At 46.6% G+C, this 13,413-nt stretch carries 14 protein-coding genes; 5 read left to right on the forward strand and 9 right to left on the reverse strand.

The window, feature by feature from the left end; all coding sequences use genetic code 11:
* Window positions 1-36: 36 nt before the first annotated feature.
* Window positions 37-2,673: a M1 family metallopeptidase gene (locus E5S67_RS03225; protein WP_172185423.1), complete on the reverse strand. Its 2,637-nt coding sequence runs from the start codon at window positions 2,671-2,673 to the stop codon at window positions 37-39.
* A gap of 224 nt (window positions 2,674-2,897) precedes the next feature.
* On the opposite strand from E5S67_RS03225, the gene E5S67_RS03230 reads away from it, so the two are divergent.
* Window positions 2,898-3,980 carry a class I fructose-bisphosphate aldolase gene (locus E5S67_RS03230; RefSeq protein ID WP_172185425.1) on the forward strand — a complete coding sequence of 361 codons (1,083 nt, stop codon included), beginning with the start codon at window positions 2,898-2,900 and terminating at the stop codon, window positions 3,978-3,980.
* A 157-nt stretch (window positions 3,981-4,137) separates the two neighbouring features.
* Window positions 4,138-5,019: a CRISPR-associated endoribonuclease Cas6 gene (gene cas6 / locus E5S67_RS03235; protein ID WP_172185427.1), complete on the forward strand. Its 882-nt coding sequence runs from the start codon at window positions 4,138-4,140 to the stop codon at window positions 5,017-5,019.
* On the opposite strand, the gene E5S67_RS03240 is transcribed toward cas6, so the two are convergent.
* Entirely contained in the window at window positions 5,020-5,346 is a 327-nt protein-coding gene (locus E5S67_RS03240) for an antibiotic biosynthesis monooxygenase (protein WP_172185429.1), read from the reverse strand.
* Between the two features lie 429 nt (window positions 5,347-5,775).
* On the opposite strand from E5S67_RS03240, the gene E5S67_RS03245 reads away from it, so the two are divergent.
* Both E5S67_RS03245 and E5S67_RS03250 read left to right on the forward strand, forming a co-directional pair.
* Complete coding sequence (locus E5S67_RS03245) at window positions 5,776-6,243, forward strand: response regulator (protein ID WP_172185431.1); 468 nt, start codon at window positions 5,776-5,778, stop codon at window positions 6,241-6,243.
* Window positions 6,244-6,343: 100 nt separating this feature from the next.
* Entirely contained in the window at window positions 6,344-6,637 is a 294-nt protein-coding gene (locus E5S67_RS03250; RefSeq protein WP_015175787.1) for a DUF2103 domain-containing protein, read from the forward strand.
* Here the strand turns inward: E5S67_RS03250 and cpcF are convergent.
* Window positions 6,626-7,252: a C-phycocyanin alpha-cysteine-84 phycocyanobilin lyase subunit CpcF gene (gene cpcF / locus E5S67_RS03255; protein WP_172185433.1), complete on the reverse strand. Its 627-nt coding sequence runs from the start codon at window positions 7,250-7,252 to the stop codon at window positions 6,626-6,628. The genes E5S67_RS03250 and cpcF overlap by 12 nt on opposite strands.
* A gap of 18 nt (window positions 7,253-7,270) precedes the next feature.
* Between cpcF and E5S67_RS03260 the strand changes: the two genes are divergently transcribed.
* Window positions 7,271-7,441, forward strand: a complete 171-nt coding sequence (locus E5S67_RS03260; RefSeq protein ID WP_172185435.1) for a hypothetical protein — start codon at window positions 7,271-7,273, stop codon at window positions 7,439-7,441.
* Window positions 7,442-7,460: 19 nt separating this feature from the next.
* On the opposite strand, the gene cpcE is transcribed toward E5S67_RS03260, so the two are convergent.
* From cpcE to cpcB, 6 genes are all read right to left on the reverse strand, one after another.
* Window positions 7,461-8,300: a C-phycocyanin alpha-cysteine-84 phycocyanobilin lyase subunit CpcE gene (gene cpcE / locus E5S67_RS03265; RefSeq protein WP_172185437.1), complete on the reverse strand. Its 840-nt coding sequence runs from the start codon at window positions 8,298-8,300 to the stop codon at window positions 7,461-7,463.
* A 268-nt stretch (window positions 8,301-8,568) separates the two neighbouring features.
* A complete protein-coding gene (gene cpcD, locus E5S67_RS03270) occupies window positions 8,569-8,853 on the reverse strand; it encodes a rod-capping linker protein CpcD (protein WP_172185439.1) in 285 nt (94 codons plus the stop codon).
* 115 nt (window positions 8,854-8,968) lie between these two features.
* A complete protein-coding gene (locus tag E5S67_RS03275; RefSeq protein ID WP_172185441.1) occupies window positions 8,969-9,838 on the reverse strand; it encodes a phycobilisome rod-core linker polypeptide in 870 nt (289 codons plus the stop codon).
* A 220-nt stretch (window positions 9,839-10,058) separates the two neighbouring features.
* Entirely contained in the window at window positions 10,059-10,874 is an 816-nt protein-coding gene (locus E5S67_RS03280) for a phycobilisome linker polypeptide (RefSeq protein ID WP_172185443.1), read from the reverse strand.
* A 148-nt stretch (window positions 10,875-11,022) separates the two neighbouring features.
* Entirely contained in the window at window positions 11,023-11,511 is a 489-nt protein-coding gene (gene cpcA, locus E5S67_RS03285; RefSeq protein ID WP_172185445.1) for a C-phycocyanin subunit alpha, read from the reverse strand.
* Between the two features lie 102 nt (window positions 11,512-11,613).
* Window positions 11,614-12,132 carry a C-phycocyanin subunit beta gene (gene cpcB / locus E5S67_RS03290; protein WP_015175794.1) on the reverse strand — a complete coding sequence of 173 codons (519 nt, stop codon included), beginning with the start codon at window positions 12,130-12,132 and terminating at the stop codon, window positions 11,614-11,616.
* Between the last annotated feature and the right edge of the window lie 1,281 nt (window positions 12,133-13,413).

A 13,413-nucleotide genomic window follows, 5' to 3' on the forward strand; every position in this document is an offset into this window, starting at 1 on the left:
ATCTGCCTTTAGCTGCGCCGGTATGCGGTTTTACGCCTAATCTTTCTTCGCCTTAGCCTCCAAATTTTCCATACGACTCTTCAAATCTTGATTCTCCTTTTTCACCTGGTCTAATTCCTCCCGCAACTGCTTTACCGCTGCATCAGAACCAGCATTTTTCTGCACTCTTTGCACAGCTTCATCAGCCATGCGGCGGACGCGGCCGTCGGGAGTTTGGTCAGCTAAAGAACCCAAAATGCGAATTGCTTTGCGAGTTTGCATTTGTCCTAATCCCGCTACTACAGAGACTTGAGTCAAGAAAAACGTCTCTTTAGATAATTCTGCCAATCGCTGCAAAATCCGTTCTAAATTGACCTTCGTTTGACCAGTCGAAATTGTGCCCAAAGAGCGAATTGCAGCCAAGCGCAAAGCTTGCGGAGTACCCGCAGCAGTGTATTTCAAAATTAGATTCAGCGCATCTTCAGAAGTTTTCATCTGTGCCAAACCGACGATCGCACCCGATCGCACGATCTCATTCCAGCCCTGACGTTCTTTGAGTACCAATTTTAACTCTTTTAGTACCTGTTCGTCGGTCGGTTTTTCGTCGGGGTTAGCTGCTGATATTCCGCCAATAGCACTCGCTGCGGCTGCTTCTACGTAATAGCTGGCGTCGCCTTTTTCTAAGATCGATCTTAGCGCTTTATAAGTTTCGTGAGTTTTGATTTTACTCAGCGCCGCCACCACAGCACGGCGAACACGAGCATCTTTATCTCTCAAACCAGTTACTAAACCTTCAAAAGCTTGGTCAAGTTTAATTTCTACTAACTGGCTGGCAACTTCCGCCCGCACAGCCCAGAACGGCTCTTTCTTGAGAACTTCTGACAGCGTTTTCACCGCTTCCAGTCCTCCCTTTTTCGCCAAAGCGTGGGCAGCGTAAATCCGAGAAACCGGGTCGGGATCGAATTGCAACTGAGCTTTTAGTTCCGCAACTCCATATTCTAAAACAACTGTTTTTAAGTATTTATTGCCGACATCAAAACTGATAAATGCAGGCTTCTCCTCTAGGGGAAAATAGAAGCTTTGCTCGCGTTCGTAGACTCGCACTGTAAAAGTTTTTAGGTTCGGGGTTGAAGGTGCAGAACTGTCATCGTATGCCTCTTTTTCCGGCTTGTAACCGAAGCCGATCGGAATTTTCAGATCGAATACATCTTTGCTGTTGCCGTTCCCGTTGCCATTTTTGCTGTCTTTTACCTGAGTTTGTGTTACAGTCACTTTTGCTAATTTGCTGTCGCCATCCCAGGAATAAGCAACTTTGTAATCTGGATGACCGCCGCGATAAACGTACTGGTCAAACAAAAACATGAGATTGCGACCGGTAGCCTTTTCTATCGCCCTGAGCAAATCGATCGTTTCTACAGTTTTGTGAGCGTTATCCCGCACAAAAGTGTGAATGGCTTTGTAAAATAATTCGTCGCCCAACTCGGCGCGAATCATGTGATAAACGCAAGCGCCTTTTTCGTACAAATGGCGATCGTACAATTCGATTGCTTCGCGGTAAACGTGAGTAACGATCGGGCGGCGGTAGCGAGAACTATCTTCAGCTAAATAATTGCGGGCTTCATTTAACATATAGTAAGCCGCGTCTTCTTTGCCATATTCTTTGTCAGTCCACAGCACCTCGGAATAAGAAGCCATGCCTTCTTTCAGCCAAGCGTGAGACCAATGTTTAATTACTACTAAATCGCCGAACCACTGGTGAGCTAATTCGTGGGCGACTAAGCTTTCAGTACCTCGATTGTCGAGGGTGGCGCGTTCGTCTAGCAAGCACCTATCTGTTAGCAAAGTTGTCGAAGTATTTTCCATACCGCCAAAGATGAAATCATCGACGCAGACTTGAGCGTATTTGGGAAAAGGGTAAGGATAGCCAAATGCTTCAGAGAAGAATTCAATCATTTGAGGCGTTTTGCCCATGCTGCGCCTAGCGTCTGCTTCGCGGCTTTTTTCAACGTAATAATTAACTGGTTTGCCGTTCCATTCGTCTTTGATTTCGGCGAAATCTCCGACTGCTAAAGTCATTAAATAGGTCGGGTGTACCTGGGTTTGCGACCAGTGATAAATCTTATCGTCGCCATCGTTTTTTGTGCTAATTAATTCGCCGTTGGAAATGGCAAAAAATTGTCTGGGAACTTGCACTCTAATTTCGGAAGTTGCCAACTGTCCGGGATAGTCGAAACAGGGAAACCAGAAGCGGGAATCTTCGTCTTCGCCTTGAGTCCAAACTTGTGTTGGTTTGTCTGGATAATTTTTGTCGGGGCCGACGAAATAGAGACCGCGCTGGGGTTTTTCGACCCAGTATTCGATCGCAATAGTAATTGGTTGGTAAGCTTCTGTTGGTTCGTGCAGTTGAATTTGCAGCACTTCGCCGTCGCTCTCGAAATTTTGCTTGGTTTCACCAACTTTTACCGATTCAATGTTCAGGTTTACCGCATCTAAGGTTAATTTGTCAATGCCGCTGCGGACTGGATTGATGCGGATGCTGCAAGTGCCGCGAAAGCTTTGTTTGGGAATATTCAGCACTAAGTCGAGAAAAATATGCTCTACTTGACCGGGGCGATCTGGATTGTAATGCGGTCGAGCACCGGGCATCTCGAAGGATTTGTGACTGTTTTCAGAATCAAAGTAAGTATTTGACATTGTGATGGCAAAGTTGTGAATCGATCGGCGATCGCTGGCAGCGCAGATCCGGCTGAATTGCCAGCTTATTATAGAGTAGCGCGTCCTAGTTGCTGTTGTCGCTAACTTGTTAAAAACTGGGTCGATCGTTGCCGGGATGGAAAATAAGATTTTTTCGCTACAATATCAGCAAGGCTAATGTCTGCAATCATCAGCCTGCAATTGAAATAGAGAGGGAAATCTGCATGACAGCTACACTATCAGTTCCCAGTTCGCTCGAATCTTGGCTGGGCGACGAAGCCGAAGACTTGCTCACCCATCAAGCGAAAGTTTCTAAAGATTTGTTGCACCTGCCGGGCCCGGATTGGGTCGATCGCATTTTTGCTCAAACCGATCGATCTCCTCAAGTTTTGCGATCGCTTCAGCAACTCTATTCTAGCGGACGCTTGGCAAATACCGGCTATTTATCCATCCTGCCGGTAGACCAAGGAATCGAACACTCGGCGGCCGCTTCTTTTGCACCGAATCCCATCTATTTTGACAGCGAAAACATCATCAAACTAGCAATTTCTGCAGGCTGCAATGCTGTCGCGACAACGCTAGGAGTTTTGGGAAGCGTATCTCGCAAATACGCGCACAAAATCCCTTTTATTGTCAAGCTCAATCACAACGAATTGCTGACTTATCCCAATCAATACGACCAAATAATGTTTGCTTCTGTCGAGCAAGCTTGGAATTTAGGAGCAGTTGCAGTGGGAGCAACAATTTATTTTGGTTCCCCGGAATCGACGCGACAAATCCAAGAAGTCAGTCAAGCTTTTGCCCACGCTCACGAATACGGAATGGCGACAATTTTGTGGTGCTACCTCCGCAACGATATCTTTAAACAAGACAAAGATTATCACGTTGCAGCGGATTTAACCGGACAAGCAAATCACTTGGGAGTGACAATTCAAGCTGACATTATCAAGCAGAAATTGCCCGAATGCAACAACGGCTATGAAGCAGTTGCTAAAGCTAGCGGTCACAGTTACGGCAAAACCGACAAGCGCGTTTACTCTGATTTAACAACGGATCACCCGATCGATCTAACTCGGTATCAAGTGCTCAACTGTTATGCGGGAAGGATGGGTTTAATTAACTCCGGCGGTGCTTCCGGGAAAAGCGATTTTGCTGAAGCAATTCGCACGGCGGTAATCAACAAACGCGCTGGTGGCTGCGGCTTAATTTCCGGTCGCAAAACTTTTCAGCGTCCTTTTGAAGAAGGTGTAAAATTATTTAACGCAATCCAAGACGTTTATTTGTCGCCAGAAATCTCGATCGCCTAAAAAATCATAGTGCAGAGATTTGCTTCAATATCACAACCTAAACGTAGGGTGCGCACTGCGCACCTTACCTGATTAAAATTCCTTAATATAAGTTGCAACTTAGCTGTAATATTAATACTAGCTGAACACATATAGAGACACAGTATTTAATTTTAAAATGCCCCACAGCGTTATTTTAAACCTGCTGCCAGTTGCACCAATTCCATCTCAGTTTTTAACGGGACGGCATCTCCACGCTTTATTTTTGAACCTTGTGAGTGCTGTAGACAGCGATTTGAGCGCGTACCTGCACGATCAATCTCATGAAAAAGCTTTCACTTTAAGCCCTTTCCAAGTAAGCAGAAAAGAGGCTTACAAAAGCAGCACGCCGCAGCCACAAAAGAGAGTTTTGCCTCCTGCTTCCCGCACAAGTTCGCAGGCTGTACAGTGGGATTACAAGCAAGCTATTCAGGAAAATACGCCGATTTGGTGGCGAATTTCTCTGCTGGATGACGGTTTGTTCGATCGCCTAACTCAACTTTGGCAGCAACTCAATTTCGCTCGCCCTTGGCATCTTGGCCCGACAAATATATACATTACTAATATTTTGAGCGAACCGCAATCAAACCAGCCGTGGGTCAACTTTTGTACTTACGCCGAATTGTTCGATAGAGCTTCGGAAACTGAGCGCCAAATTGCTTTTACTTTTTGCACTCCTACTAATTTTCGGCAAGGTGTGTACGATAGTGCTATGCCCACTCGTGAAAGTATTTTTGGCAGTTTAGTTAATCGCTGGAACAAGTACAGCAAAATTGCGATCGAGCCTACTTTCACCGAAGCTATTTTCCCCAGTTTCTTCGATATCCGAACAGAAGTTAGTACGGATTCTCGAAGTAAATTTATTGGCTGCGTCGGCGATATTAGTTATCGAATTATGGGATATCTAGCTCCTGATACTATCAAGCAAATTAACACTTTAGCAGATTTTGCGCTTTACAGCGGAGTCGGGCGAAAGACGCCGATGGGAATGGGAATGACGCGCAGGTTGCAGGATTTTTAATCATTTACTTTTAGGCTGAATTTCACTGACGATTTCATAAACATCTGTGTCGGGAATTTTCGCAAACAAAGGCGTCATCTGTTTCAATATTTCCTGATAAGCTTGGCTTTGATTGGCGGCCATCTCTTCTACGCTTTCCCAAAAAATGATGGCAATACCTTTGTCTGTATTGGGCAATTGCAGCAGGTATGCTCCCTTAAAACCTGTCGCATAAGTTGCAACAGCTTTTTCAAAAAGTTCTTCTGCTTCTTTAAATTTTCCTGGTTTAAATTCGCCAATGGCAACGTAAGCAAACTGATGTCTGAGAAAGTCTAGAAATTCTGACATATCCTTTTCCTCAACAAATCGCGATACAGCAAGGTATATTTTACCCGATCGCCAGAAATTTGTGAAATTCACAGTTTGTAGTTTCGCGCTCAGCTCATCGGCGGATTTATTAATTACACGTAGCTGCGATCGCAACTCAAATAGAAGCTTTTTGAGTTGGCCGGCTGCAATCTCTATTAAATAAACTGTTGAACTTAAGATTTTAGACCTTCACAATGCTAGGTACGCCGGAGCTATTTCGAGCGCTAGTACAAAAGGTAAAGCTGGTGATAGATCGAATAAGCGTGCGTAGCTGCGATCGCAGGCTTTGAAGTAAAAAGTAGCCCGTAAAAAGTGGGTTTTTGCAATAACCCTATTGAAGTTTTTCAAACTCAAATGCCAGAATCATAACATACAAATATAAACAAAGTAAAGAGGAAAGTAAAACAAATGAAAAAAATATTAGTCATAGAAGACGACGACTTAATCCGAGAAACCGTATTAGAACTTCTGAAATCGCGAGGTTTTGAAGCTGTCGGCGCCGAAAACGGAGAAGTCGGTATCGAGTTAGCTGCCCAAATTCCCGATTTAATTTTGTCTGATGTCATGATGCCCGAAGTAGACGGTTTAGAAGTTTTCGCGGTTTTGCGATCGCAACCTACAACCGCCAGCATTCCGTTTATTTTTATGACTGGTTCAGAAATGGAAGGGGTTCTAGAACTTAAAGCAGACGGCTATATCAAGAAACCTTGCAGCGCCGCAAAAATACTCGGGGCGATCGCCGCTCAACTAGAAAAACCGACAATTACCAACCCACAACATCAAAAAGTACAGGACAATTTTGCACCATCAAATCTCAGCTTGCGGGGCTGGAATCAAAAATTTCGATTTGAGATTGCGTGGCTTTGCTCGCAGTAACACGCACAGTAACGTTATTGATACACAAGTTGAGGGAATTTCAAACTGCTTCCAGCCAGAGGTGGCTTAGACTGGGTATGTTGAATTTGGTTAAAAATTTATGAACGCACAACCCAAAGGTCGCCTAGTTTGGAATCACTCTACCCACCTTCCCGGTTTGATACCAATTTTAGAGCGCCTCACCCTAAAAATGGGCATTCAAACAGTCACTCCGGGCGTCATCAACAAAGTTAAAGGACACATCCCCCGCATGACATTAAGAGTGTCAGTACCGATTCGCGGGGGATTTAAAATCATCGCCAGACAGGGCAAAACCGTACAAGAAGTCTTTATATTAACCACTCTCAGTCAAGGGGACTTGGAAGAGACCATCGCCCAAACCCTAGCCAAGTGACAATTTTTGCTTAGCAAGCAAAGCCCTAGCCCTAACTGAAGCTGTTTCATCGGTTTGGGCGATTTCCTCAAGCCTGGCCGAAACTTCCGCTAACCAATCGGATTTAACAGCCGCAGCACCCGCCAAAGCTTGCAAACCCCCCGCTGCTGCGTAGCGAACCACCCATTCAGGGTCTCGGGACGCTTGCTGCAGCGTTTTCACCGCGCGAAGTTGAGCATCGGCAATTTGTTCTGCCGGCATCAGTTCCCAGCAAATCGTCCCCAAACCCCTAGCCGCCGCCCGCCGCACGCTCAAAGCAAAGTCATTCGCCGCTGCATCGAGCAAAATCTCCAAACCCCTGGGGTCGCCAATTCCCGCCAAAGCCCGAACAGCCCAAGCTCTCGCCCCGTAATTGTAGCCGTCAAGCTGTTCTAGAAGCGGCAGCACCGCAGCTTCCCCGAGTTGAATCAGCCCGTCAACGGCGGCAACAGCAGCGCCTGGGTTGTTGTAACCGAGCACTGTAATTAAGGTAGGAATTGCTTGTTGTGAGGAAGCCGCCGCCAGTGCTTTGACTGAGTTTAACAAGCCCTCGGAAGAATCTGCTTGTTCGACAGCCTGAATTAGTTCTAATGCCATTTATTTGTAAGCTTTACCGTGACCATTTTAATTGTAAGTTGGGTCGATCGCGCGATCGAACTTTTTGCACCCTCACCCACCAAGATTCCCATCAAAATATGTAGGGAAACAGCACTGCTTTGTCCTGAAATGTGCTGTCTCCTGAATGTACGGCAGACAATTGAGAATCGCTACAGCAACCCTATTTGAGCTGTGAACTAATTTTTTTTTAAAGTAAACTATCCATTAAATCCATAACGCGGATAGCATCATCTGATAAAGATAGGGATGCTTGTTGATTGAGGTGATGCTCCAAAACTCCTTTGAGCGCAATCAATTTCAGGCTATTTTCTGCTAAAGTTTCAGAAATAGCTTGTGCTCCCGGCAAATAGCCGATCGCCCCCAAGTCCATCAAAGCCGATCGCCTCAACTGCAAATTATCCCCATTCAAAGCGCTTACCAACCGCTCTCCGTAAATCCGCTCACCAGTTAACTGATACATTGCCCGCGCCGCTGCGTACTGCACCCGCTCCACAGAATGTTCTAAAAAAGGTGAAATTAGCGGTATTGCTTCTGTCGCTTGCAGCGTTCCCAAAGCTTCAATTACCGAGTCGTAAGGTTGCACGAGGTGCGATTTTCCTGGCACTCGCACAGCAACAACTACGCCCCCATCTAATAACTTCATTAGCGGCCCAATAGAATCCCGATCGCCCAGCATTTCTAGAGCTTGAGCCGCCGCTTCCCGCACGTAATAATCGGCGCATTCTAAACAGCGAATCAGGGCCGGCAAGGCCTGTTTGTCGCCCAATTTACCCAGGGCCCGCGCCGCATTTCGCAATAGGGAATAGTCGCCGATTTTTGTTTGTTCTGATTCTTCTTGCAATGCGGCAATTAATGCTGCAATAGCTGCCGGTTCCTTGACTCGAAATCTGCCAATCCACCAAGCAGCATAATACCGGAGACTGTAATCTTGGGAGTGCAAATTTGCGATCGCCTGTTCCACAGTTAAAGACTCGCCCTCAGCTACACCCGCCGGCGGTGAGTCGGATTCGTAATAATCCATAGTCATTAGTTATTAGTTATTCGTTATTCGGCAATTGAAATCGCTGTTATACAGACAAAACCTGCAAGGCAAGGGTTGGGAAAACTCGGCGATTAAAATCGCTAGTAAACAGACAAAACCCGCCTGCGCGGGTTGCATTAACTCTTAGTCCGTTTGGAGTGGACTTTGTTTGTGTAGCAGCGATTTCAATCGCCAGTTCTAGCTTGTGTAGAAGCGATTTTAATCGGCAGTTCTAGCTTGTGTAGGAGCGATTTTAATCGCCCCTGCAACCAAACTATTGGCGATCGCCCGATGATTCATGCGATGATTCATGCGATGATTCTGCGATCGCGCTTAAAGGATGAATGCTGACAATTTTCCCGCCCATGCGAGTAATCCGCTGCATTTCGTGATTCATCCGATTGTAAGGCACGGTGATAAATGTACTCGCGCTCGATCGGATCGAATAATCCACATTATTTGTTTCATCGCTTTGGCGCAAGCCAACAACTTCATACCGAAAGCAGCGACCTGCGGAAGCTGTATTACCACTTTTTCCAGCTACAATTTGACCGAACATAAGCTTCTTGGTAATTGGTAATTCTGACTGTTGACTGTTGACTGTTGACTGTTGACTGTTGACTAAAAGCTAGTAACTGCCAACTGCCAACTGCCAACTGCCAACTGCCAACTGACTAAATTGGAGTAATACTGGCGATTTTCGCGCCCATGCGTTGAAATTTCTGCATTTGCGAGGACAACTCCTCAACAGGTACGATGAAAGCTTTGCTGCTGCGACGCACGCTGGGATAGCCGCCCGTGCGAATGCCCGAAACTTCCACGCGCACCAGCCGCCCTTCTTTGCCGTAAGCTGCCGCGCCGCCGAAAGTGCTGCTGGGAGTTACGTTTCTGGCAGAAGGCCGATATGCCCAACCTTCGTTACCGCCAGAAGGCCCAACTACAGCAGTAGCGGTGTTAGTGCCGAGTTCGACAGCTAAGCGAGAGTTATTGCCTTCTAGTTGAGATGTATCGCTGTTTGCATAGCCGCGATACAGCCGGAACATCCGGGTAAAACCGACGGTTTTTTGCCCCCGCTGCGTGTTAAAGCCGCGGTAGTAAGGCACGATACTTTCGCCGAAGCTTTCTTGATACTCTACTGAATCGATGTAAGAATCAATATCAGCGTCGTAGCCTTTTGTTTGGTACAAATCTAAGTGCTCAATTACTTCAGATTCGTCGTAGGTAGCGCGACCGAGCAAGTGTTTGTAGTTTAGTTCGATCGTCCGAGTTTGGAAACTGTTGTAGAAAAACTTGGTTTTGTACAGTTCTGACTTAGCTACAGCGCGTACAAATTCTCGTACCGTCAAACTGCCGTCCCGCAGCAAAGACTCGGAACTTGTAAGTCGCTCGGATTTCATTAAATAGTCGTTGCCCAGCACCTGACGGTAAACGGCACGAATCACCGTTTCAACGTCGTCTTTGGTGTAGTTCGGACGCAATTCTACCTTCGGCGCATCGCTCAATGCGGATGTTCCCAGTCTGGACGCTGCTGTTGTAATCGCCACCAGATTTTCTCCTAAATTAATGACAAAAGTTTAAAGCTTTGTTGCACTTGAGATTTTTAGGGCTAAGGCTAATATGTATCAAAGTAGGGCGCGCAGTGCGCACCTGAATCAAAGTAGGGTGCGCAGCGCGCACCTTACCTATACACATAAAATTGAAGAATTTTTTAGCCTTAGTCCTAATTTGCTAAAGACGTTTCAAAAAAACGTCAATACACAAACTTTAAGCTGTGGTAATACTTACCACTTTGCCGCCACGTTTGTTGATTTGCTGCAAGCGGCTCGAAAGTTGCTCGTAAGCCACGAGGTATTCGGTAGTAGTCCGCCGCACTTGGGGCGAAAACTTAGCCGAACCTTGCATTGCGGTGACTCGGTAGAGTTGGTCGCGAGAACCGCCGGAGGTGCCGCCAAGGGCTTTTCCGGTAGAGGCCGTGTATATCGGCGAAGCCATATTTCTCGCTACTTCCCAAGTCAGCCGGGCTTGGGTTTGGTTTTGCGAGCGATCGCTAGAAGCAAAACCCCGGTACAGTTGAAACATCCGGTTAAAACCGACGGTTTTTTGACCTCTTTGAGTCGCGAAACCCCGATAGTAAGGCACTACACTTTCGCCAAAATTTTCTTCATACTCAACTGAGTCAATGTAAGAATTAATTTCAGCTTCGTAGCCTTCTGCATTGTACAAATCAACGTGGAAAGCAATTTCCGACTCGTCGTAAGGAGCGCGGCCCAACAAATGCTTGTAATTAAGCTCAATTAACCGCGTTTGCGAGTTCGGATAAAAAAACTTTTTCCGATAGGTTTCGGAATGTGCAATTGACCGCACAAAATCTTTCACTGAAATCTGCCCTTGCAGCAGCAGAGATTCAGCACTGGTAAGTCGTTCGCTCGACATTAAATACTCGTTGCCGAAAACTTGGCTGTAAGCAGCGCGAATTACTGCTTTCGCATCCTCTTGCGTCCAGTGGGGGCGCAGTTCTACCCGTCCCGCTTCTTCAAATGCTTTTATTCCCAACCGTTCTGCTGCACCTAATCCCGCCATCTTCGCTTCTTCCTTTTTTGGTTTAAAAATTGAAAACTGCTTAAAAAAGTATTTGCAAAACTAGGCTTCGATCGCAGATGCCCGGAATTCTAAACAACCGCTAACACTTAAGCTAACAGCAGCTTACAATCCCGGGCATCACGCAAATCTAGCTCAGGGCGTTGATTGCGTAGTCGATGTAGGAAGTCGCTTCAGTTGCAGCGTCGCCACTCAGACCGTGGTTGGCTTTGATGTACTTGAGAGCTTCAACGTACCAGCTAGGAGACAATTCAAATGTCCGGTTGATTTCGTCAACACCTGCAATCAGGTACTCGTCCATCGGACCGGTGCCGCCTGCAACTAAGCAGTAGGTTACCATCCGCAGGTAGTAGCCGATGTCGCGAGCGCACTTGGCTTTACCGGTTGGGGTAGAAGCGTAGTTCGGGCCTTGCATTTGTTGCGTGTACGGGAATTTGTTGTACACAGCTTGAGCTGCACCGTCGATCAAGCGCTGAGAGTTGGCGGTCAACGCTTTGGCTGCTTCCAAACCTGCTGCTGCTTGGCGGAAACGGCCGAAGGCGACTTGCAGTTCTGTGCTGCTCAGGAAACGGCCTTGAGAATCGGCTGCGGTTACTGCTTCAGTCAAAGGGGTTTTCATTGTTCTGGTTTCTCCCTAATGTTGTGTTGTTTTTGTACAAAAATGATTGTTTGCAAAAATGCGATGCTCGCTTCTTTACAAGAAAGGTTCGCTTGGCTATTTTTAGCCGACTGCATTGGCAGCGCGGTCGAAGTAGCTGCCGATTTCAGACATCAGCGAGCTGCAATCACCACGGGTAACGCCGTTGGGGTCGTTAGCGATCGCGATTGCTGCTTCCTTCATTTTTTGCACGCCGGCTGCAACTGAGCCACCGGGAACTCCCAGAGCTTGGTATGTTTCACGCAGACCGTTCAAGCAGCGGTCGTCCAAAACGCTGGCGTCGCCTGCAAATGTTGCGTAGGTCACGTAGCGCAAGATGATTTCCATATCGCGCAAGCAAGCTGCCATGCGGCGGTTGGTGTACGCATTGCCACCAGGAGCGATCAGTTGAGGCTGTTCGGCGAACAAGGTGCGAGCTGCATTGGCCACGATGGTGGATGCGCTGCCGGTGATGCGGTTTACTGCGTCAATCCGCTTGTTGGCGTCGGAAACCATGCTGCTGAGAGCATCTAGTTGACCCTGAGCTAGAAATTCGCCCCGAGCGTCAGATTGGGAAACCACTTTTGTAAATGCGTCAAACATGAAAGAACTCTCCTACTTGAGTTAATTGAGTTTGGTTGCGGTATAAAACCGTTAAGTTAAATTTGTTCAGGCTACGAGTGCCTGTAAGGGTTGAAATTGGATGCCAGCTAATCTGCTGCTTCCATCGAGTTCTCCCTTTCCGCTACCTGCACTATTGTTACATCGTAACGGACGTTTAAGAAACCTTAGAATTTTTTACATCTTTTATGAGATGCGACAAACCTTGTCAATCAGTGTTTTGTTAACTTTGGCCTGTCGTTTCAACCCTCTGATAATCTTTATACAACGCTCGCCCGCCTTTGTTTATTACAAATTATTACAGAAACTTATCTCTCTAAGAATGTAAACATCTCCGGGGCAAGTGCGGGCAAATCTCCTTCTGAGGGTAGATGCGCGAGGGGCTCCATAAACGAAGAGTTTGCTTTTATAGGCCTGCAGTGGGGGTGGAACCGACCCGAACAGTCCCGTTGGCCGATCGCCTTTGTGGGCTTTCTCTGGAAAAGCCCAATTGTTAAGAAGTATTAAGTAAATTAAAGTTTTGGTAAAAGAAGGCTGGGGGAATAGGGAAAAAACCAAAAATTCTGCCCAATGTCAGGATGGCGGCAGAATTGGGTGTGGGCAAAATCCAAAAGATTGTGAACCCGCTCGCCACAGCCTCAGCTTTTGCCGGAAATATCAGCATTTAGTGACCAAACTCAGCGGTTGGAAGTTGAAAGACCCGGCCCGGTCTTTCATAACGCGGAGATTCTCTTGTATCATGGGGAGTCCTTGGACTTGACCCAAGACCAAGCATCTACTCTGTGCCCTGCAGCGGTTGCAAAAAAACTTTCTTCATCTATCTGTTATATGTTCTGCTTCCCACAGAATAGTCCCGCGCAAGCGTGTGGCAAGCTGAGCATTGTGGAGGGTGAGAAAACCAACATAGGCGATCGAGACCTGTCAACGCAGCGCTATTTTTCTGTTAACAATGGGAATAGATGGGTTCGGATACGAGGGTTTGATTAAGTTTTTTTTAAGGTAGGTTTTGACCTGCGGCGCAGGCTGGCATCCCCGGACTAAAATCACTCTTGCTCTCGGCTTCTTTTCTGTTTAATAGTCGAAGGAATTGCTAATTTTTAGTATAGACATCTCCGAAAACAATCAAAGCCTCTGTGTAGTTAAGCTCCTTGACGTAAATGTAATCATCCTAAATTAGCTAGTGTGCACGATAAAACAAGACTTTGAGATATTTATTGTTGATAATTATCTCGAAATATAGAGCGAGTTGTGTTAATTTTAATC

Origin of the sequence: Microcoleus asticus IPMA8, assembly GCF_013179805.1 — a bacterium.
GTDB classification, from domain to species: domain Bacteria; phylum Cyanobacteriota; class Cyanobacteriia; order Cyanobacteriales; family Microcoleaceae; genus Microcoleus; species Microcoleus asticus.